General features: G+C 52.5%; 21 protein-coding genes, 1 tRNA gene and 2 pseudogenes. 9 read left to right on the top strand and 15 right to left on the bottom strand.

Annotation, left to right across the window (positions count from 1 at the left end):
• Positions 1 to 86 precede the first annotated feature (86 nt).
• From AC5S27_RS04610 to AC5S27_RS04565, 10 genes are all read right to left on the bottom strand, one after another.
• The gene (locus AC5S27_RS04610; protein WP_493933391.1) at positions 87 to 914 is read right to left on the bottom strand and encodes a hypothetical protein; all 828 of its coding nucleotides are present in this window, start codon (positions 912 to 914) and stop codon (positions 87 to 89) included.
• Between the two features lie 34 nt (positions 915 to 948).
• On the bottom strand, positions 949 to 2241 hold the full coding sequence (locus AC5S27_RS04605; protein WP_493933390.1) for a flippase: 1293 nt from the start codon (positions 2239 to 2241) through the stop codon (positions 949 to 951).
• Positions 2238 to 3677, bottom strand: a complete 1440-nt coding sequence (locus AC5S27_RS04600; RefSeq protein ID WP_493933389.1) for an O-antigen ligase family protein — start codon at positions 3675 to 3677, stop codon at positions 2238 to 2240. Before AC5S27_RS04600 ends, AC5S27_RS04605 begins: the two co-directional genes overlap by 4 nt.
• Positions 3678 to 3744: 67 nt before the next feature.
• Complete coding sequence (locus tag AC5S27_RS04595; protein WP_493933388.1) at positions 3745 to 4698, bottom strand: hypothetical protein; 954 nt, start codon at positions 4696 to 4698, stop codon at positions 3745 to 3747.
• Between the two features lie 75 nt (positions 4699 to 4773).
• Complete coding sequence (locus tag AC5S27_RS04590) at positions 4774 to 5745, bottom strand: glycosyltransferase family 2 protein (protein WP_493933387.1); 972 nt, start codon at positions 5743 to 5745, stop codon at positions 4774 to 4776.
• A gap of 184 nt (positions 5746 to 5929) precedes the next feature.
• Positions 5930 to 6856, bottom strand: a complete 927-nt coding sequence (locus AC5S27_RS04585) for a glycosyltransferase family A protein (RefSeq protein WP_493933386.1) — start codon at positions 6854 to 6856, stop codon at positions 5930 to 5932.
• Positions 6857 to 6869: 13 nt separating this feature from the next.
• On the bottom strand, positions 6870 to 7691 hold the full coding sequence (locus AC5S27_RS04580; RefSeq protein ID WP_493933385.1) for a WecB/TagA/CpsF family glycosyltransferase: 822 nt from the start codon (positions 7689 to 7691) through the stop codon (positions 6870 to 6872).
• Between the two features lie 288 nt (positions 7692 to 7979).
• Complete coding sequence (locus tag AC5S27_RS04575) at positions 7980 to 8819, bottom strand: SLBB domain-containing protein (RefSeq protein WP_493933384.1); 840 nt, start codon at positions 8817 to 8819, stop codon at positions 7980 to 7982.
• Between the two features lie 58 nt (positions 8820 to 8877).
• On the bottom strand, positions 8878 to 11175 hold the full coding sequence (locus AC5S27_RS04570) for a GumC family protein (protein ID WP_493933383.1): 2298 nt from the start codon (positions 11173 to 11175) through the stop codon (positions 8878 to 8880).
• Between the two features lie 111 nt (positions 11176 to 11286).
• The gene (locus AC5S27_RS04565) at positions 11287 to 11826 is read right to left on the bottom strand and encodes a UpxY family transcription antiterminator (protein WP_493933382.1); all 540 of its coding nucleotides are present in this window, start codon (positions 11824 to 11826) and stop codon (positions 11287 to 11289) included.
• A gap of 222 nt (positions 11827 to 12048) precedes the next feature.
• On the opposite strand from AC5S27_RS04565, the gene AC5S27_RS04560 reads away from it, so the two are divergent.
• Positions 12049 to 12483 carry a hypothetical protein gene (locus AC5S27_RS04560; protein WP_493933381.1) on the top strand — a complete coding sequence of 145 codons (435 nt, stop codon included), beginning with the start codon at positions 12049 to 12051 and terminating at the stop codon, positions 12481 to 12483.
• 444 nt (positions 12484 to 12927) lie between these two features.
• A complete protein-coding gene (locus AC5S27_RS04555; RefSeq protein WP_493933380.1) occupies positions 12928 to 13746 on the top strand; it encodes a helix-turn-helix transcriptional regulator in 819 nt (272 codons plus the stop codon).
• A gap of 4 nt (positions 13747 to 13750) precedes the next feature.
• On the opposite strand, the gene AC5S27_RS04550 is transcribed toward AC5S27_RS04555, so the two are convergent.
• Positions 13751 to 13966 carry a hypothetical protein gene (locus tag AC5S27_RS04550; RefSeq protein WP_493933379.1) on the bottom strand — a complete coding sequence of 72 codons (216 nt, stop codon included), beginning with the start codon at positions 13964 to 13966 and terminating at the stop codon, positions 13751 to 13753.
• A 251-nt stretch (positions 13967 to 14217) separates the two neighbouring features.
• Positions 14218 to 14778, bottom strand: a pseudogene (locus tag AC5S27_RS04545) (PDDEXK nuclease domain-containing protein).
• Between the two features lie 299 nt (positions 14779 to 15077).
• On the opposite strand from AC5S27_RS04545, the gene AC5S27_RS04540 reads away from it, so the two are divergent.
• Entirely contained in the window at positions 15078 to 15743 is a 666-nt protein-coding gene (locus AC5S27_RS04540) for a metallophosphatase domain-containing protein (RefSeq protein ID WP_493933378.1), read from the top strand.
• Here the strand turns inward: AC5S27_RS04540 and AC5S27_RS04535 are convergent.
• Positions 15740 to 15871 (bottom strand): hypothetical protein, encoded by a 132-nt coding sequence (locus AC5S27_RS04535; protein WP_493933377.1) that lies wholly within the window; start codon positions 15869 to 15871, stop codon positions 15740 to 15742. The two genes, AC5S27_RS04540 and AC5S27_RS04535, sit on opposite strands and share 4 nt — an antisense overlap.
• Positions 15872 to 16668: 797 nt before the next feature.
• On the opposite strand from AC5S27_RS04535, the gene AC5S27_RS04530 reads away from it, so the two are divergent.
• The 4 genes from AC5S27_RS04530 to AC5S27_RS04515 all read left to right on the top strand — a co-directional run bounded on the left by AC5S27_RS04530 (position 16669) and on the right by AC5S27_RS04515 (position 18421).
• Positions 16669 to 16908, top strand: coding sequence for a hypothetical protein (locus AC5S27_RS04530; RefSeq protein WP_493933376.1), 240 nt, complete (start codon positions 16669 to 16671; stop codon positions 16906 to 16908).
• Between the two features lie 79 nt (positions 16909 to 16987).
• Positions 16988 to 17242 carry a helix-turn-helix domain-containing protein gene (locus AC5S27_RS04525; RefSeq protein WP_493933375.1) on the top strand — a complete coding sequence of 85 codons (255 nt, stop codon included), beginning with the start codon at positions 16988 to 16990 and terminating at the stop codon, positions 17240 to 17242.
• Position 17243: 1 nt separating this feature from the next.
• A complete protein-coding gene (locus tag AC5S27_RS04520; protein ID WP_493933374.1) occupies positions 17244 to 17474 on the top strand; it encodes a hypothetical protein in 231 nt (76 codons plus the stop codon).
• Positions 17471 to 18421 carry a tyrosine-type recombinase/integrase gene (locus tag AC5S27_RS04515; protein WP_493933373.1) on the top strand — a complete coding sequence of 317 codons (951 nt, stop codon included), beginning with the start codon at positions 17471 to 17473 and terminating at the stop codon, positions 18419 to 18421. Before AC5S27_RS04520 ends, AC5S27_RS04515 begins: the two co-directional genes overlap by 4 nt.
• 164 nt (positions 18422 to 18585) lie before the next feature.
• On the opposite strand, the gene AC5S27_RS04510 is transcribed toward AC5S27_RS04515, so the two are convergent.
• Positions 18586 to 18678: transfer RNA gene (locus tag AC5S27_RS04510), tRNA-Val, on the bottom strand.
• A 309-nt stretch (positions 18679 to 18987) separates the two neighbouring features.
• Here AC5S27_RS04510 and AC5S27_RS04505 point away from each other — a divergent pair.
• Together AC5S27_RS04505 and AC5S27_RS04500 are read left to right on the top strand one after the other, a co-directional pair.
• A complete protein-coding gene (locus tag AC5S27_RS04505; protein WP_493933372.1) occupies positions 18988 to 19575 on the top strand; it encodes a DUF6088 family protein in 588 nt (195 codons plus the stop codon).
• Positions 19568 to 20584, top strand: a pseudogene (locus AC5S27_RS04500) (nucleotidyl transferase AbiEii/AbiGii toxin family protein). Before AC5S27_RS04505 ends, AC5S27_RS04500 begins: the two are co-directional and overlap by 8 nt.
• A 232-nt stretch (positions 20585 to 20816) precedes the next feature.
• Here AC5S27_RS04500 and AC5S27_RS04495 read toward each other — a convergent pair.
• Positions 20817 to 21203, bottom strand: coding sequence for a hypothetical protein (locus AC5S27_RS04495; protein ID WP_493933371.1), 387 nt, complete (start codon positions 21201 to 21203; stop codon positions 20817 to 20819).
• Positions 21204 to 21350: the final 147 nt, after the last annotated feature.

Genomic DNA, 21350 nt, shown 5'->3' with positions numbered 1-21350 from the left:
AAGCACAATGATATATTGGCCGTCCTCGCCCATTTCATTTTGAAAGCTTGTTTCAGAACTCGCCCCTTGAATCTCAACTCGTGGATTTATTGGCACTCGCGGAGACTGACGATATCTGTAGGGCGATATGTAGCCACAATTTGAGGATCATTCTCGCCGCCTCCCAGATTACGAAGATGTAGAGCGCTAACCTGAGTCCCGGGAATATCCAGCAGACGAAACGCCTTTTTGCGGATCTGACGAACTTTGAATCCAGCGCGTATGGCTTGGAGGTGAAGCCAGACATCATCTGCTTTTGGGCAGCAGTCCTTAAAGGCAGTGCCTTCCCTCTTCAACTCTTTCTGCAGGGATGGGGGATAGAGTACCCCCCCAACCCCGATAGCAAAGTGTCTAAAGCTCGGATTTGTTGAATTAACAAACTGCCAGTTTTCATACTTGGCGATATTGTCATGGCGAAATCCCACAAAACGCGCTCGGTGACAGTGGACGACGTTTGGAAATAGCCGGAACGCCTCGGCTAGCTCCTTTAGCCAATACCTCGGATAGAGAACATCGTCGTCTGCCGTCACCAGAGGATCGGCAAACTCCGCGAGAGATTCAAGATATGGGTAATACTTCTTATGGGGACCTAGATTCACACACGGCTTTATCTCCAGCCCGCGGGCCTGCAGCCTCCGTAGGGTCAGCGGCGGATCATTCAGCGCCTTGCTATCGTCAAGCCAAAGAATGATTCGCGACGGGAGCACTTGTCCCCAACCGATCGATTCAATGGCAAGGTATACTCGTTCGATCCGACTACCGTAGCTAGTCATCGAAACGACAGGGCCGCCATCTGCCGTGACAGAGTAGCGTCCAAAATGATTCCTGAAGCGAAGAACCAACATACGCGTGTGCAGGTCAACTTCACGGAGCATTCTCAGTGAAATCCGTGCTATCACCTTTAAGCCTCTAAGCATTCTGTTCTCGTTTGCGATCAAGAGGAGAAGATGTAGATGAGATTACCTGTAAGATGCCCCAGGTGAACACGCAAAGCATCCCATCTGTGATTAAGCTTGCCCATGCTGCCCCCACCCAGCCAAACCGCGGGATAGCCCAAAGATTGATTCCAATATTGAGCACTGCGGCGCTTACCTGAGCAATGGTTCGCCTATGTTGCAACCCAGCACCTGTCAGCACACTGCCAATCATGATATGTACAGACCTAAAAACTGGGATCAGGCAAAGATAACGTAATGCGGTGACACTCTCAGCGAACCCAGCACCAGCAAAACGAGGAATCAACGGTGCTGCCAGAAAGAGGGCCAGTGCGACGAAAAGGCTAAAGGGCAAAACTCGCGTCAGTAGGCGAAAGGACAAAATGGAGGCTTCTCCAATTCCATCACGGCCGTGTTTGAAAAAGCGCGGCAAGACAGCTTCTCGGAGCGCGAAGATCGGAATCGTCGCCATGTCCACTACTCTGTACGCCATGGAATAAATACCGTTTGCTTCATTCATGCCGTAGTGGCTAAGCATCGTTTTGTCCACGTCGTTGTATACAGACATCGTTGACGAGGCGAAAGAGTAGCCGAATCCTTCAATCGCCCTCCTTCGAAACAGATGAAGTGAAAAGTGAGGCCTACCGTAGGACGCGGTGACGGTGCCAATCGCGATAACAGTCGCCAAAGTAGAGACGACCGTTGAAGCGACTGCCCACTGCCATGCCGTAGCTCTATGCAGTGTGAAGAACATCCCGACAACTGTCAGAGTACGAATCATGTTTGTCAGCAGATTCAGGACCATCGTCACACGCATCCGTTCAAACGTCTGAAAGACACGTGCTGTCTGTTCCGTCAAAGGGGCGCAAAGGCAATTCGAGATCGCCGCGAGGAGAACCAGTGAAGCGCTGGATGAATTCAATAGCCGCGGAGCAACAATGCACAGGCCACCAATGAGGACGCTACTCATAACGACAGTGGACATGAGGATATTGCCCCAGTATGCCGGAAAAGAACTGCGATCCCCTGAAACATATCGAACCAACAGCATGCCTGAACCCAGCGCGGCATACTGCATCACCAGGCCTGTAAAAGCAAAAGCGCCTACGAAGATGCCATATTCTGAAGCACCTAGCAACCTCGCTAAGACCACAAAATAGATCACCTGGAGTGTTACTCCAGTCCCCTGCCCAGCTAGCATCCAGCCAAAGTTCCGAGCTAAGACACTAGAGCGCAACCTTGCAATTTCTGCTTGAACCCCCGTCATAGAGACTGCACCCCTCGAAGTCGACGTGCTTCGGACTTCAATCCCACGAACGCTACAAACGGGAGGATGCATTCCAAGTTCGACTGCGTCATCAGGTTGCCGGCCCAGAGATTGGTGAATGCGACATAAAATAGGATAGACATGTACCACATGATCTGCTTGGAAGGGTCTTTTCGAAAGCAATAGACCGCATCCCTAACAGCGCTGAAAAAGACCCAACCATACATGACGAGAGCGACCGCTCCCAATTCAAGCCACAGTTCTATGACTCCATTTTCGGCATACCCCAATCCTGGCGAGTGCAATCGTACAATTACGTTAACTGATTCGCCGTGAAGGCCTTGCCAAAATGCCGCATAACCGTAGCCAAGAAGCGGATGCTTCAATGCTGAATCCATTAGAGTAGACCAAATTATGGTGCGACCGGTCATTGTCGGGTCTTTCCCAATTGCCATCAAGATTGCTTCGAAATTGATGGCCACAGCAATGAACGCTGCTAGCGCTACTCCAGAAGAAGCTGTACGTAAGGTTAGAGCATCGAGGGGCTTGAGTCTAATTGAAAGACGCATGGCTGCAATGAACGCAAGACACGCAAGGCATAGAACCCAAGAACCAGCAGACTGGGTCATTCCTATGATAAGCAGAAGAGTTATAGCGTATAAAAAACTATAAAACCTCGCTGAACGGCTGTTCAGTTTCACAAAGAAAATTGGTAAGAGAAGAAGCGTCATCATCCTTCCACAAATGTTTTTGTGCCCGAATATGCCTTGCCAAGCTCCCCAAGCATAATTCGCGTCTCGGCCCATAAGCCCATACTGCGGAAGAGCGATAACGAGTATTACACTGGAAAAAGCCGCGATACTCCCAACGAAGATAAGCACTATCAGCAGATCGTTTTTCGAAAAACGTGTGAACAAATAGAATGCCATTGCGACATCTAACGTCATCAGTATGGAATTTCTGAATGTAACCATCGGATCTTGTGACCAAAAACAGGATGCCATCGCCCAAACAAGTAATGCCACAATGATCATGTTCCGACCAAACTGATCTCCAATTTGCTTCGATAGTGGGAGCATCAAAGAGAAAGATACAAGGTATATCACAATCTTTTGAAATTTTATGCCGGTTGAATCATCCGAATCTTTTGCAGTGACACTGCTTTGTGCTGCTCCGACCATAGTATTTTGGCCACCGTGCTCGAACGAGAATCCGTAGGTCGAGGCAAGAACAAGGAGAATGGCACAGAGTACCCAAGTATTGATGTGGCGTATGAGCGGGGAACTAACTATAGGTTGTTCTATGAGCGTTGCGGCCGTCTTGCGATGCCGACTCGGAACGTAACGACTAGAAATGCTGGACGGCACACATCCTAAGGTTGTTGCGGTGACAGATTCTTGGTTAGCAGCTGTCATTCTTAGCTCACTTTCAAACATGACTTCACCTGCCTAAGTCAGGAGGGAATACTATACTGGGAACTACCTCACCGACTATCCTCACCACTCAGATCCCTAAAATCTTCTTCATGAAGCGTCTTGGTCTTCCGAGAAACATATCGTCCGATCGCAACCGGTCCCGCATGAAGATTAGGTGCTCCTTAGCAGTAACTCTAATTCGTTCCGGTGCACATCGAAGGTAAAGACTCAGTGCTTTCATCTTGGAGATAGTCGCGCGGAGTTGCAATAGTCTTAGTTGCTCTGCAGCTTTACGATATTCATAACAGCGTGCCCAGTCACCCGCAAAATGGATGATCTCTGGTGTCACCACCTGGCCGTACTTCATAAAGCTGCACGAGCCAAAGAGCACGTTCAAATGAATACGCCCCTTACACCCGATCGGCGTCCACATGCCTCCCTCGCGTATAGGTGTCGGTCCAAAGCCGTTGAGCGCCATGGCGACTGAAAAGATGGATTCATCATTAGGGCCGTCCTGACGAAAATCTCTGAATCGGAATTCAACACTATTTTCTAAGAGACGACGCGCTTCAGTGAAAACTTCAAGAGCTTTGGGCGATTTCGTGAAATAGTAGATTCCCCCATTGAACTTGGGAAGTCCATTGAGCTGAAAAGTATCTAGAATGAACCTCACATCCAGGAACGGATCAATGTCGCCCCTCTTCAAAATCTTGTGCCCCACGACTGCAAAGTCTTGTCCCTGAAAAGCGGACCAGATCGACGCCAAGTTTCCCAAAGCTATACAGTCGCTATCTATATACAAAGTCTCGTAGAATGGTGAATAACAATCGAGGTGAACTTTCTGTCTAACGTTTTTTCCATAGGCGGGTTCCAGTGCAATTATTTCGGAAAATAGAATTTTGAGTTCCGAGTCTAAAGAATCGGTTACCAGGGCAATCGGTATTTGAGGAGCGTGTAGCCGTAGAGAACGTGCTAGTGTTTTCGCCATCTCGATATAACGGTGGCCGCCAAACGCCAAGCTTAAGATACCACGTTGAATCATGATATTCCTCACCTTTCGAGATCGAACCTTTAATACCACATGTTGAATCTCATATGTATTACCTATTCAGTAATCCTAGTTTTCGTTTGTCTGACCCTCTCTTCGTCCGGCCCAGTTCCAATGATGACAGAGAGAAAGTGCTGCTTGATGAAGTAAGGCAATTCCGAAGCATAAGACGAGCGTTGGAGACCTCTTTACTGATTTTTCTATTTGACCCGAGAGAGAGAAGAGGGTGCCGAAGCCAGCACCCTGCCTGTTAGCATTGCGCGCGCATTGAGTCATCAGCAAGAAAGCCATAGCTCGATCAGTAAACAGAGAGCGGTTCTCCTTCGCCCATCGAAGGGTCTCCTGCCAATCAGGTGACGTGCTGATTCGTAAGAGGCCTGATTGGCGATAAAAGATCGCTGAAGCCTCGAGGAAATATGCTGTGTGGTTTTCGCATTCTTGGAAAGATCGCAAGAGCCAGTCGGTGTCCTGATTTCTTTTGAGACCAGCAGTGAAGGGATGTGCAAGGAAGAAGTCCGTTCGAACCAGCCAGGTTGATGTCTGTAGAAAGCTTGTACGACGACCTAGCGAGTCCATTTCGCAGAACAGGTATTCGCTTATGTGCTGTCGGGGAGCAGGAAAGAGCTTAGGTTGGATGGATGACCTACCAGCGTGTTTATCGATGTATCGAGTTGCGGAGAATACAACGTCCCTATCTCTCGTAAGGATCATTCCAATTTGTCTTTCGGTTTTCTTCGGAAGCCATTCGTCGTCGTCGTCTAGGAGGGCAATCCATTCGCCTTTGGCTTCGCGGGCACCGATGTTGCGTGCCTCGCTGCCGCCTACGTTTTCTTCAAGCGCGACGATTCTGAGGCGGGGTTCGTTGAGGGCTTCGAGTGCCTTTACGGTCGCTGGGTCGGGGCCGTCGACGACTACGACTACTTCCAGATTTGTGTAGGTCTGAGTCAAGGCGCTGCGAACAGCGCGGCAGACGAGGTCGGGCCGGTTGCGGGTCGGGATGACTGCACTTACCAGTGGTTGGGATGGATTCTCGTCACTCAAGATATGCCTCTGGAGTTGGTCAGCTTCGTTGCGTGATGGATGCATCTGCCTGAGAGTAGCTGTGCATTGCGGTTTCCGATCTGTGCCAGACAGGTGAACTGCAATTGGTTCGAGTGTGCGGACCGCTCGGGGTGCTGTGAATCTTCTCGCTGCGTAGGGCCTATGTCAGGCGGTGAGACTTGGCTTATGCTGCTCCCAGTTCCGAGCTCTGTTTGGAGGAACGGATTGGCATCTTGCGAATATCTTCTTTGCGAATTGATTGCTCTTGTTGTGGGAGAAGCCAGTAGTAGAAAAACAAGAGGATGCACTTCGGCGTTGCAGCGCCGTGTTTGAGGACTTCGCGGAGGAGTCGAAGTTTGATGGAGAATGGTTCCCGACACTTGACTGCTTCAGCCAGAACACGTGTTGCGATGCAATAGGCATACGCTTTGGGTAAGAAGAGTAGGCGATTCTCATGGATGGCAGCGAAGAACGTTCGCCAGGTTTTGGCCTTGAGAGCGTTGTGTTGCTGGAGACTACCGTCTGGAGCTGAAATAACGTGGACCTCGGGGAGGACTTGAAGACTTGCACCACCGAGGCCGACCGCTCTTACGATCCACACTAACTCCTGATTGAATGTGAGGCCGGGCAGGAACGGTATCGTGAGCAAGAGGGATCTTCGCGCGAGAATCGTGGATAAGTGAATATGTTCTCCAGCAGCCTGGAAGCCTCTGGGACAGCAAAGGTAAGTGTCTGCGGATTCCGACGGTAGAGGAACACGTCTTGGACACGAACGTGCATTCTCTTTCGTTGATTCCATATAGCCTGCGGCGACGATGAGATTCCTGCTTTCCTGCGTGTCGACCAGAGCCATTTGGCGGCTGAGTTTATCAGACAGCCAGTGATCTGAGTCGTTGAGGAATGCTACCCAATCTCCATTGGCTTCGCGGACGCCCAGATTGCGGCATTCCGGTTCATAGTTCGGCGAGTTTCCGGGTGCGCCGATTATGCGCACCTGTGTAACTTTCACATCGCCGAGGATCTCCGTGACATGAGATTCTGACTTGTCGGTGACTAGAATAAGTTCGACGGACGGATAGCTCTGTTCCAGGACGCTTGTAACAGCTCTCATGAGGTGGGTTGAGCTACTGTGCGAAAGGATCACGACACTCACCAAGGGGACATGGTTGCCAGGGGGTATGTACATGGCTTTCTCCCTTCAACAGCGATTGGAGGATTAGGGGTAGCAGAAAAAAGGGCTCTTGTAGGTACCGGCGGAATAGGGCTTTTGGATGATGGACGAGCCTAAACAGCCACTCCAGGCCCCATTGCCCCGTCCATCGCGGAGCGGCTTTCTGTGCGCCTACCACGTAGTCCATGGTGGCGCCACAGGGCAGAAATAGCTTAGTTGTAACGCGCTTGGAGGCGTAGGCTATCCATCTTTCCTGGAGGGGCATGCCCATACCAACCAGTACTATGTGCGGGGCAAATCCCTCGATTTCTTGAAATACCGTTGTGTCAGGGGCAAAGCCATCATAACCATGGTGAGTACGAATGTTCAGTAGTGGATACTTGACATACAAGAACTCTGGAACTGAACCAGATACCTGTGATGAACCTCCCACAAAGTAGATTCGCCATGCTTCTTTTTCCGCCATCGCCAGAAAATCATGGAACCAGTCAAGGTAACCGGTTCGGTGACAGCGCCCTAAGTCACAACCCAAAAGTCGTGCCATCAAGATGAGAGACATACCATCGATGTGGGTGAAGACATTGTGATGATAAAACCCTTGCATCTCTGGATGCCGATGATACAGATAGACGCTGTGAAGGTTGTGATTACCAATGGTGGAGTTCTGAGAATGGGAATAAACGATCGATTGTATTGCGTCCAATAAGCCATGCTTTGTGAGCGCATGGACTCTTACTCCCAAGAAGTGATATGTCAGCGCATAGACATTATCCATACTCTAGCCTTTCGAGAGTCAACGGTGTATCTTCATCGGGCGGAGTAACGATTACTTCGACGTGTCTGACACTGCGATTCAGAAGTAAGCAGCTATCCGGGAGTAATAACGGTCTCAATGACGAGATCGTGGTGAGACCTGGCAGATCTGTGCCCTGAGTAGAACGCGATATCTATGAAAAGCCGGTGACGCGAAGAGTAAGTTAGACCGTCCGGACCGTAAATGTTCAAATACAGGCTACGTATCTTTGGCTATGTTATTGTCGAGAGCGACCGGATCGTATTGAAACTAGTGGCCTGCGTAGATTGCGGCTGCGCCGGTGGCACCTACTATGCCGGCAGAACTTGTGATTAGCAGGTTCTTGGCGTAGCTAAAGGGAACATAGAGGATATCTCCTGCTGCCAGCGCAAAGTCGGGCTGCTTACCTTTCTGGATATCACCGAGGGAGATTTGGGTTTCGCTGTGATCGGCTTTCCGGATGAGACGGGCGTGGCCGAGTTTTGCGGTTTTGGCGGCACCGCCTGCGTTGGACAAGGCTTCGAGCAGCGACATTTTGGATTCATTGTTGCTCATGGTGAATCCGCCCGGCCGATTGACGTCGCCGAGAACATAGACGATGCCCGCTTTGGGGACTACTACTGTATCTCCCGGGCTGACCATGACCTGCTCCCGGAGAGCCTGGGTTGCGTTGTTACTGACGTTGTAAGGAATGGGATGGTCTTGATCTCCGTGGCGCTCTATCAGGATGTTTCGATCGGCGATCTCGTCGAGACCTCCGCCCAGGGCGATAACGTCCAGGATCGGCAGGGGCGTCGCTATGGTGTATCTGCCTGGCGTGCGGACTTCGCCGATGAGGGTAACGCTTTGTGTGGCGTATTGCTCGACGACGACAGACACCTCAGGATGGTTGAGGTAGTGAGCGCTGATCAGGCGATTGTGGATGGCGACTGCGGCTTCCGACGGGGATAACTGGATTACACGGACGTTGCCGATACCCTGAATGGGAACATCGCCGACGTCGGTGACGCGAGCGTGCTGGTCCATCTCCGGCATATCAAGGATGGAGATGTGTAGACTGTCTCCAGGGCTGATGAGCAGGCTATTTGAGGGAGGGGGGGCTTGAGCCATGCATGCAGACGCAGCCACGGCCGCCAAGGCAAGGATACTTATGGTGAAGGATTTCATGTCACACCTCGCTGTAGTAGATGGAGCCTTTGTAGCCGTAGAACTCGTTGAAGGAAGCGGAGTTGCGGTGTACGCCGTTCACAACTACCACCACGTGGCTGTCATCGACATCGCGAAGCATATGGTAGGCACGTTCCAGGCTCTTCTGGGTGCTCTGGCCATGCCGTGTTACGAGCACGGTGGTATCGACGAGCCGGGCCAGGATGAGCGCATCGGCGACGGCAAGGACGGGTGGACTGTCGATGATGACGTAGTCGTAGCTATAGGACCACTGCGTGAGATTTGCCTTGAGTTTTTCGGAGCCCAGCAACTCCGACGGATAAGTAGGCTCTGAGCCTGCGGTGAGAGCCTCAAGCTTGGGCAGTTGCGGAAATGGTATTACCATCCTGGGGACTTCACTTGAGTTGGACAGTGTATCGCTCAAGCCTTTGGTTTCGTGATCTACCAAACCATGTGGCTTTCTTTCGAATCCGATGTAACCGGATAGACCGGCGCTGCGCATGTCCGCATCAACGAGGAGAACCCGGGAGCCGTTCAGGACGAGCACCGCTGCCAGGTTGAGGCTCAGCGTGCTTTTCCCCTCCTGCTCGGCGGCGCTAGTAATCAGGATCGTTTTTGGCGGGGAGCCGCCGCGCGGGTAGAGGAGCGACGTTCGCAGACCGCGGAGGGCTTCCACGTAGGCTGTATTGGGGCCGTCCATGACTGCCAATCGCGTAGAGTCGTGATCCTGATTGCTACCGACCAACCGTCCGCGCACTCGAGCCGCGATTTGACTAAAGGCTCCTGTGGATGCCTTTTGCTGGGTCAGGGGTAGAACGGCGAGAACCTGTGCATTGAGGGATTGTTCGACTGCGGCGATGGCTTCGACGCGGTCATTAGTTGCCTCAGTGAAGAGGGCGCAGAAAGTTCCGACGAATCCACCCAGGAGCAGAGATGCGGCGAGGCAGATGAGAATATCGGGGAGCGGTTTCGACGGGACTCGCCCGGCGTCCACGACCGCCACATTTGAGGATCGAAGGCCTTCGATGACGCCGGCTTCCTTGAGGCGCGAGTAGAGTGTCTGGTAAAGATTTCGCGCGTCGCCTGCTTCCTGGCGGGCGATGAGGAGAGCGATGGCCTTATCGTTGAGGTTGTCAGCCTCCTTGCGCTCCTGATTGTAGACACCGCGCAGATTGTCCTCGACATTCTGAGCTGCCTTGTAATCGTTGGCAGCTCGCTCACCGATGCGCCTTACCTCGTCTTTAATTTGCACATTGATCGAATCCAGGCTCGCTTTTTCGTCGGCGAGCTTTGGATTAGCAGAACCGTACTTGGAGGTATCGGATGCAACCTGGCTGGCGAGTGCGGCCTGCTGCGTGCGTAGATTCTGGAGGAGCGCGAAGGAGTTATTGATGCCCGGTGATCCACCTGCGAGTGCGGAGCCAGCAAGGCCGGAAATCAATTCCGGATCAGCATTCTGGACTGTCTTGTAGAGTCCGCCCTTGAGGATCCGGCTGGAAGTAGCTGCCGCCAAAGCCTGCGTCGATTGCTGCAGACGGTCCAACGTCGCGCTGTAGGCGATCTCTTTGCCCTGGGCGTCGGAGATTCCGAGGCTATAGACTCCTGATTCCCGTTGCAGTTTTTCCACTTTGCCCTGCTGCTTTTCTGCCTCCTTCTTGATGTCTCCGAGTTGGCCGGCCAGCCAGCCAGACACCTGACTGGTCGCTGCATACCTGCTGTTGAGCGTGTAATCCACCAGTGATTTTGCAACGTCATTGACAACTGCTGCCGCTATCCTGGGGTCCGAACTCGTGTATTGAATATCGATCAGCCGTGTGCCAGACTGCGGCTTGATCTTTAGATGTTTCTGAAAGACTTTGACTGCGTGGTCTCTTCGATGCGGTGCGTTGTCAAGGGAGGTATTGGGCGCGTCCTGCTCTCCGCTAGGAGTGAGCAGGCCGAGAACCCAGCTGATCGGATTAAAGATGGGCTTGAAGTCTTCGGTGCTTTCAAGATTCAAGTCGTTGACCACTTTCAGAGCGAGGCTATCCGACTCTAGGATCTTGGCCTGGGTCTGCAGGGTGATGCTGGCGTCCAAAGCATCCGACGGACCTTCGCTGGGGCTGGTAAGATTTTGCAAACCCAAGCCGTCAGTCGCTGATTTTTGAATCTCGATTTCGCCCAATGCCTTGTATCTGGGCTTGAGGAAGATTGAAACGGTCACACCCATAAGAAGACAGATGGAGATCGACCAAAGAATCACCGATCGCCTTCGCTTGAGGATGAGCAAGAGGCCCTGAATAGTTAATTCATTGTCCATGGTGATACCTTCCAGTGCAAATTAGAGTGACCGATGATTTCCGCTGAAGCTGCATGAGCGAAGTTCGTGTTGCGGAACGGTGAATTTGCCAACTTATATAACTTCGATATGTCAGGCTGCGCATCGACCAATCACTTCAACGTCCTGACGCGAGACACTTACTGCGAGTGACTTATGAATCATCTCCATGGAGATCACCAGCCGCAAGGTGGAATTGCTCCTGAGGAGTTTACCTTCCACTCCCTGCAAGGCTCCCCGGACTACTCGGACACGATCTCCCTCGGCTAGTGGCGGGAGTACCAGGCAGTCAACGCGTCGGTCGAGTACGATTCGGATATCCTCGATTTGCCGATCAGGGATCGGCACAGGGCCTTGGTGGTTTCCCACCAAACCTACAATGCCTGGGGTTTTCAGAACCTGCAGCTTGTTCTCCTGCGATGGGTCGATCCGAACAAAAACGTAGCCGCTGAAGAGAGGTACTTCGACGGTCTGTTTTCGATCGCTCCACTGGCGGATTTCCGACTGCAGGGGCAAGAAGTGTGGAACGCCGAGAGCCTGGAGTAGAGAGGCTGCCGCTTTCTCCTGCCGTGAACGCGTCCAGGCCGCAAACCACCTAGAGCCAGGGGTGTAGCTCTCATCTTGATAATCCATAGTTCGATCCCTCAGAGCGTAGCGGCCGTCAAGGAACTTTCTGTACTGTCAGGAGCCGAGAGCTGACATAGCTTCGCCCTTTCAGTCCCAGGACTGTCTTCCGTTCTTGCCGGTTGTATACGAGGAATGAGTCACAGTGGATGTTATACGCCCCCCGATGAGCCGGAGTGGTTTTATAACAGCACCAGCATTTTCGAACTGCGATCCTAGCCAGATAACAGTATGTCGTTACCTTATTGCTGTGTAGCCGAAAGTCAGGCAGCGCGGTCGATCAAGCGCCCCAGTGTTATCGCCAAGTCAGTACAGAATCTGGCGGGTAAGGTGATCGTCGTCAAAGATCCCGTGCACTCCAAAAGCTCGACATCCGGGCTGCTCTACGACTCGTGTCACGACACCGACACACTCGATGCGAAGTTCCTCGCCGCTTTGATCGGGGGACGGAATGAGAACTTCGATGCGAACGGCGGAGCCAACCGGGGGGCACTTGCTACTAAGAATCAAAGCGCCATCGAGAGCTACGTCGCTGGTGAAGCCGCCTTCGGTGTGTTCTTCAGCTCCGTCCTTCCAATGAAAAATGACGGGCAGATGCAACTTGTACCGAATGGCTGCGCGTCGATACAGAGCGCGCTCAAGAATTGGACCCGTACTCATAGTTGAGCTGAGCTTAGAATTCCGCGGCGATCGTCGCAAGCCGTCGAAAGTTTGAAAATTTGAGGAGAGAGTTGGAGCCTGTTTCGCATCGAAACGTCTCTTGGGGGGCCCGAAGTGGTGAGGGATGGCCGGTTGACGACGGGGTGGAGATTCCTATGCGTACTAGAGACGAAAGTATGATTGTTGAAAAAAACCCTCAAATGAGTGTTTGTTGCCGTCTACAGTTATGGTAAAGATAATTAGACATACGCCCTGTTTTTTGTTTGGGTAAAGTTATAGAAGACACTGACTCTTGTAGCACTGCCTTGAGTTCCGCGCATTGACCTCCCCAGTCAGTGTGGTGATTTGAAGTTTGCGCTTGAAGCGCAGGCATGTCGACGTGTTCAATAACCGCGCCATCACGATTGTCGTTTCAGGCAAAGTTCCTGAAGCGAACAGGAGATTGAACGCATGCAAGGTTCCTCACCAAACTCACACACTGCTATTTCCAGACCGGAGGCAGGTGGCCATTGGAATTCGCTGAAGTTGAGTAAGGAAGAGAAAATCGTGAAGATCAATAAGGATGAGGATTTGCTATATAGAGTACTCATCGTGGATCGCGACTCGATGGCGAGCGGGTTGCTGGCCCATGCGCTTGTGAGCGACAGCAGATTTGAGGCCGTACCGATTCTGCCGAACGATTTGCTGCGCGCTGTATCAACGGGCGAAGTCGACCTGGTGGTGATAGCCGCTGATCTTAATGCCCGGTTGGGAACGGGGTTTCAACTGGCGGAGGCTGTCTATCGCGCCCATCCAGAGACGTACATCATTCTGCTGCTGAATGATCCGTCTCAGGAATCGCTTGCTAATGCATTTCGCGCGGGGGCGCGGGGGGTGTTTTCCCGGCAACAACCTGTCCCCGAGTTCATCGACTGCGTCGAACATGTGCGCAAGGGGTTTATCTGGGCGGGCAGAGAGGAGACCGGCTCTCTTCTGGAGCTTTTCAGGACGGTGCTCCCTGCAAATCTTGTTTCCGAGGGTGACTTACCGGAGTTAACGACGCGGGAACTGGAAGTGATCAAGCACGCCGCCAAGGGGAAGACCAACAAGACCATTGCCAACGATTTGCGATTGAGTGAACACACCGTGAAGAATTATCTGTTCCGTGCCTTTGCGAAACTAGGCGTTTCCAGTCGTGTCGAACTGCTCTTTTACCTTACAAATCGAAGACATGGTTTGCCGGCGGCGATGGTAGATATCCAAGAAGATGAAGAAGTGAGTTCTGAGTAAATCTTTAAAAGCTGAGCTTAATTTTCAGGCTGGCCAAAGTTGGATGGGCGATCTGACCAATGCGGTCGCCCGACTTTGATTCCGTACATTCTGTGAGAGGATCGGGTGTGTAAGCCTTTTCTCCCTTGCAAGCCCGGCGTTTGCCATGTTCGGTATCGAGCTTGAGGTCGTTGCCTGCACTCGCTAATGGGCTATCTAGCGTATCGACAATCAGTCGCACACTATTCATACTTCCCCTTCCATGGCGCTGGCTTGGAGTGGTAATTTCTACCACCTTGTGCGATCAGCTTCATCGCGCTTTGGCATAGTTTCGCTTGGAATACTCAGACACGGCAGAATTCAGCACCATCTCCCGCAACTCGCGAATGCAGCATTGCGGTTAGGCAGTGATTCGTCTGCCGAAAAGATCAGGGCCAGGGACGTTCTCATACTTGTATCTGAATTCGTTTCATTGCCTGGTTGCGAAACGTTTCACGAGGGAGATGAGTGTTCAAATCCCATTTGCAGCAGAATGCTGCAAAATGGGTTGACCTCGGCGAATCCGCTTTTTCTAGCGATTCCGAGGGTGTTATTCCCCATCGCTCGGCCCTTCCGCAACGTCTCTATCTTTGTGCTCCGCTTGTTTACGACCTCCTGGAGGTCCTCTACCGTGGGCAGCTCATCTTGAATTGCCACCGGCAACTCGCGGGTTAATCGATAGGTGGATACCCCGATGGGCTGGTTGATGTTTCCGAGAGCAAACCCCACCAAGGGACCGCTCCGGCTCTCGCACAGCAGAACCCCGATGCTCGGCCCCTCGACCGGAGTTCGCATCGTGCAATTCACAGCGGACAGGTAGAAGCTCAGCTTGCCGCCGTACTCAGGCTCGAAATCGCTGAACTTGAGTTCGAAGACAAAAAAGCGGTGCAGACGGGAGTGGTAGAAGAGCAGATCGATCTAGAACGTTCGATCGCCCACAGTGAGCGGAACCTGGCTGCCTACGAAGGAGAAACCGCGGCCAAGTTCCAGGAGAAGATCCCGGAAATGGCTCAGGAGGCCATTTCAACCTCGCCTCCTTCGCCGATGCCGTCACCGTTAGACAATTCACTCTGTCGTAGGTAACTTAGCGCGAGATTGCCTTCCTTTTATTGCTGTACGTCCTACAGAATCGTGCACGATAGGAGGCCGAATGCAGGAGAACGTGCATCTCACGGACATATCTTAGAATGAAAATCAAACTTTGGTAGTTGATGCAGAAGCTGCGGAAGCCATCACTATTCTGTGCCGTAAGTTTCTTGACTCAAAATTGTCGCAATCTTCCTCTCGGACGCTTGGGCGATGTAGATCTTGATATGACAACGAAAAAAGCAACTTCGCAACATGACAGCGTCACCATGGTGATGCTGGCTGATACTCACGAACTGCATCTCGAGTTGGATATACCTCCGGGCGACTTGCTAATTCATGCAGGCGACTTCACAATATTCAGTCGAAGCGCTGCGGCCATTCTAGATTTCAACGAGTGGCTAGGTGAACTGCCTCACCGCTTCAAATTGGTCGTGCTAGGCAATCATGAATTCTTCCTGGCATCTGACCCATCGAAGCGAAGCCTGATCTCAAACGCCGCTCTTCTCATCAATGAAAATATCGAGTTGCTGGGTCTAAAAATCTGGGGATCACCTGTTACCTCAGCCGTAGGCGGCGCTTTCGCCATGCCATCCGAAAGAGCTCGGCGGGAGCTCTACTCCAAAATTCCAGAAGACACCGACATAATTGTCACCCACACCCCGCCGTTTGGAATCGTCGACCAACATTCAGTGATTGATTCTCATGCAGGCTGCATCGCACTCCTAGACGCCATCAGCCGAGTCAAACCACGCCTCCATGTATTCGGCCATATACACGGCGGCCACGGGATGACCAGTAATGAGGACACCGTATTCGTCAACGCTGCGGTACTTGGGCCTGAAGGCGACCTTAGTTGGCCCGCAACTTCTCTTCGAATACCCAGAACCTAATTACGGTGCGAGAGGCTTTCCGGCAAAGTGAATGTTGAACAGAAGGTGATGTATTTGCGGTCCCAATACTTCCGCACCAGCTTGCGAGCCCAATCGTAATCATCGCCGGGACAGATCTCGATATCCATGCATTGAATCCCTCCCGGGCTCACGGGAGACACTTCGATTCCGTTGATCCGGACTTTCATCGCTGCATATCGGTCGATAACTACTCCAAAACACGAGCTCTCGGACGCAATCCATCGAGAGCTTATTCATGGTCGTATGAGAGTCTTTCCCCCAAGTCAATCGGATAGTCCTTCTAATCGCAGCCGAGCTTGCTTCCACATGACCTAGCCTTCCGAGGGTTGCCCGACGGTCGGGGCGTCTGAGGTATACATCATGTGCTGCCAGGCGTCGGCTACCGATCCAGAAGAGCAGGAAAGTGAAACTAACGAAAAGCCATCAGGCCGCTTCCTTCTGCATGCTATCTACGGCATGCGACGCCCAGCTGCCAACATGGAGTAGCTGGTTCGAGAATTTCTGCAAGAAAACACAACTCGACGTCACGATGTAACCCCCTTCCCGGATCTTGAGAAGGAAGCAGCAGAACGAAGTGGGCAGCCGGCGTAAGTCTGGGCTGAAGGCGAGGCCGTCACCCGTCCTTGCATGGCACTACACAACCCCTCGAGGCTTCGCTTCTATTTTGAGGGAAGGAATGATCCGGCCGGCGACAGCCGGGGTACCCGCCGATGAGCGACCGGTTGTTTGGTTTTCCTTACACCAGTATTGGGAGAGGACTGTGTTGAAAACATTTATGACTGATAGGGGTCCGGTAACTTAGGACATCGAAGGAATGGCTTTCTATGGGGTCAGCCCCACTCGGATCGGAGTGAGGGCCTCGGTTGCTCCGCACAGTTGGAAGGATCTGCAGGAGTTGAGTGGGATGGAACCACGGATGGCGAGTGGGCTGGCTGTTTCGGCGCGGGACATGGGCGCAATGCCGGAGCTTTGGCGCGGAACCTTCGAGGCTGTCACTCGCGATCTTTGGGACTCCGTTGAGTCATTTGACAGCAAAAAGTGGCGGCCAATCGCACTGCCCCATGGGAGGACGACTAGCAAGGCACGCAGTGGACAAAGGTCTAAGTGCGAGACGGTTCGCACCGACGAGGACAAGGCTGCATGATCAACATGACGGGATTCCAAGTTTTCAGTCTTCCTTTCATTCAACGCGGAATACAAAGTTTTAACTGGACCTGCTGACTATGACAGACACTCAGCCGCTCCTTGAAACCTCGCTGCGCCTTGCGACGCTCAACACGGAGCCACTTTGGCACCCGCGTGATGCTGGGCTGTATCTCGGCATTCACGAAAAGACAGTGCTTCGTATGGCTAGGGAACGTAAGCTACCAGCACTTCGTCTTGGGAAACACTGGCGTTTCCGGGCATCTGACCTGGTCGCCTTTGCCGGATCCCTGATAAACTCGTCTTGCCAGCCCGACCGAGTGGTGGAGACATAGAATGTCCATCACTTCATCTCGTTATCAGCAAGGAACAATTGAACGCGCCGCCCGCGCTAAAGGTCCGGATGTTTGGATCTTCCGCTGGCGTGAGGTCAGAGGCGACGAGCGCATACAGCGCAAGAGGGTCGTCGGCATCGTAACCAAATACAAGACTAAAAGCGCAGCGCTGAAGGCTGTAGAAAACCTGCGTACGCAAATCAACTCTGGCGAGGACCGCGTTGGGCGATGACGGTCTCTGAGCTCTGGGGTCACTTTCAAGAGCATGAGCTCTGGAGCGAAGAGCGGGACAGGTCTCCGACAACCATCGACGTGTATCTCCATAACATGCAGTCGATCATCATCCCGCACTGGGGCGACAGGTTTCTCACGGACATCATTGGTGCAGAGATCGAAGAGTGGCTGTCAGGGTTGATGGACAAGTCGAAGCCACCCAAGCCCTACATGCCCGCCACGAAGTCGAAGCTGCGCAACCAGATGTCGGCCTTGTTCAGCCATGCACTTCGATGGCGAAAGATGACGGGAAATCACCCTATGGAGTATGTGCGCCAGTCGCCCAAACGCGCCAAGCTGCCAGTCGTCTTGAGCTTAGCGGAAATGCAGAACCTCATCTATCATGTCGCAGACCCACTTGTCCGCACGGCGATTTTGGTGGCTGCTTCCACCGGCCTCCGACGATCGAAAATTCGCGGCCTTCGATGGTCTGACTTCGACTTCTCAAACCTGTGGCTGAACCTCTCACGAGGTATCGTCGGGAACTACACGACCAAGCTGAAGACGGAGGCCAGCCGCAAGGGCATCCCGTTCTCACAGGACTTGGCGAATGCCCTTGTTGAATGGCGAGGACAGTCGCTCTACAGAGCGGACGAGGATTGGGTGTTCGCATCCGTGCAACGGAACGGTGAGGTTCCGGTGTGGTTCGACATTTTAGTCGCCAGGCATCTCCATCCGGCTGCCAAGGCAGCCGGAATCAAGAAGGCTGTAAGCTGGAGCACCTTTAGACACAGCTTCGCCAGTCTGCTGGCGGAGAAGGGCGAGAAGATCAAGGTGGTGCAGGAGCTAATGCGCCACTCTAAGTCATCAACAACCTTGGACATCTACCAGCAGGCATATCCGGACTCCAAGCGCCTCGCGCAGAACCATATCCAATCTCTTTTCGTTGTGCCCCGCGCCAGTTAACTTGCCTATAACGCCAAATGCCTCCGCGATCAGCGGGGGCATTTTTGTTGGTCCAAACTCGACGAGCACTGTATATTTGCGGAAGTGCCTTTTCAGTGTCCTGAAGAAGTCTCTATAAGCTATGATTTCTGGTCTATAAACCCTGTTAATTCAAGGGTTTGATATGGTAGGCACGAGGAGACTCGAACTCCTGACCTCTACCGTGTCAAGGTAGCACCTAACCGGCCGACTGTTGATTCTAAAGTGGTTATAAGCCGGAAAAATCGGTAAAACCGGGTTAATCGGCGATATTTGCTACCAAATTGCTACCAAATTATAACCAGTGGGTGTGGGCCGACCGTGGGGGATCGGCCCTGACGCTTTCATCTACAGACCGGAGCTCCGATGCTCCCGCCAAAATCGTCTCCAGAGATTTGCCTCTGGCTGGATCAAGGTTTTCGCCCCTGGCATTTGCGAAGTTCTCTTCCCTTCTGTTGGATCTTGGAAAATCCTAAATCTAGTCGCCTTCAATCCTCTCCAGCGGTATTAGCGTCAGAAGTCGCTGTATACTTCTGACAAGTGATTCAATGGAATTCTTGGCGAACAGCATCATGCGAAAGGTCGAGAGACTGCCTGAGGGAACTCCCGTTTCCGCAAAGATGCTGCTTGGACTCGGTAATAGAGCCGGCATTGACCAGGCTCTGTCTCGCCTTCATCGACGAGGTCAACTCCTCCGTATGGGGAGAGGCTTATATGTATTGCCGGTCGAAAGTCGTTTCGGAAAGCGCGCACCCAATCCAGAAAATGTGGTGGAAGCATTTGCTTCCCAAAGGGGCGAAACGATCACGTCATCGCCTGCAACTGTGGCAAATGCTTTGGGGCTGACGACACAGGTCCCAGTGACGTCGATTTACTTCACCTCTGGGAGGAGCCGAAAACTCCATCTAGGCAAACAGCAGGTGGAGCTGAAGCATGCTCCTAGCTGGCAACTCGGTTCGGGAGTCGAGGGCGATGTGGTGCGCGCTCTCGTGTGGGCAGGCCCCGGCAGAGTCCACGAGACGCTGGCTGCGCTCTCAAATAGAATTTTGACTTCAGAACTGGAAAATATTGTCGAGCACGGCTCCCGCTTGCCGGTTTGGATGATCGAGCCTCTAAGCAGGCAGATCCATGCCTGAGAGTTTTTTGGCAATGTCCCCTCCCGATCGGCGAGAAGCTCTCAATATTGCAGCTTCGCAGATCGGTAGACCGGCCAATCTACTTGAAAAGGACGTCTGGGTGGTACAGGCGCTCGACGTCCTCTATTCCTCAAAGTTCGGACCGCACTTGGTCTTCAAAGGCGGCACTGGTCTCTCCAAAGTGCATCGCGTCGTCGACCGCTTTTCAGAAGATGTCGATCTCACGTACGACATCCGGGAACTCGCTCCGGATGAGAAGGCCCATTCCATGGAGAGGCTTGACGTTATCCCAGAAAACCGTTCTCAATAAAGCAAATTGAGCACGCTCATCAGAGAGGAACGGCTTCCTGAGTGGATCAAGACTCAGATCGTTCCGCTCCTTATGGAAAAACTATCCCGATATGCGGATCTCAATTTCCAACACGAATCGGACACCGTTCTCATCGAATATCCGCCGGCGGTTGCGCCGTCTAGATATGCTGCACCTACTGTGAGACTGGAGTTCGGAGGTCGATCAACGGGAGAGCCAGCTTCTCCCCACCAAGTAGTGTGCGATATGGCACCTTTTCTTCCGGATTTACTCTTTCCAACTGCGACGCCACGCACCATGGAGATCAGTCGCATCTTTTGGGAGAAAGCTACAGCGATTCACGTCTATTGCCTACAAGGGAAAGAGAAGCTCGCGGAACGCTTCTCCCGCCACCTTTATGACCTAGCCCGCCTAAGGGAGAAAGGCTACGTCGCTGAGGCTATCGCAGCCAAAGAGGTCGCCGAAACTGCAGCCAAACACAAAGCAATGTTCTTTCGGATGAAGGCAGCAGACGGGAATGTAATCGACTACGCTCCTGCGGTTGGCGGGAGCTTACTCCTAATTCCGAATGGAGCTGATCTTGATGCTTTGCGCAAGGACTATCAATCCATGATTGAGGAAGGTCTGTTGCGCGAAGATGCGTACGACTTCAATGAATTGATCGCTCAATGTACCAAGGCTCTGACCGAGGAGCCCTGACTCCACGTAGTGGTCGATGAAGCTGTGACAGATGTCATCCCGACTCGCCGACTAGTGCGGCTCTGCGTATGGAACCGCGCTGGCAAAACGGAAGCAAATGTCGTTGCTCAAGTGAGATCCGATGCCCAAAATGGTCAGAACAGCCGTAGCGGCGATCCACAAGAAACAGCTAGAGCAAGCAGTAGCTATTCCAGTGCACGAACTCTCGTGACTTTGCTATTTCGTGCCACTGTCATGCGTGGCCTTCTGGCTCTGTCTCTAAAAGCGCTTTCTGAAAAAATTCGTCTGGATCGAACCATGTCCCTTCGTCATTGGCGCGCAGAGGGCATCTCGCTATTGCCCGGAAGATAGCTTCATTGGTTACGGTGCATCCCTCTTCGAGGCCAGCAAAAGTCCAGCCGTGCATCCGTCGATCGTCCATCAAGGGTAGGAATGCTTGCATCCGCTCATTGATGCAAAATACGAGGGGAGCTTCATCCGGATAACGATCGAAAAGGATTGCCATGTAGGTAACCCAGTCCACCTCGTTTTTTTCCTGACGCCGGACGTTCATTTCGTAAACGAGAGAAATGATTTCATTGGGATCTACGACCATCCTCTGGACTTCGTCCAGGACCATGACTCTCCGTCCAGCGGCCTCGATTTTTTCGTCATGTCGCCACCTCTCACTGCCCAATATCTATATGATGCCTTTAATCAAAGGGTTCAGGCTATGATTCTGGGCTATAAGAGCGCTTCCGCCTTGATTCCAGAGTCAGCATGTTCC

The sequence above is a fragment of the Acidicapsa borealis genome (assembly GCF_059115245.1).
The sequence above is the reverse complement of the archived record's forward strand: the minus strand, read 5'-3'. Positions and strand labels throughout refer to the sequence as shown.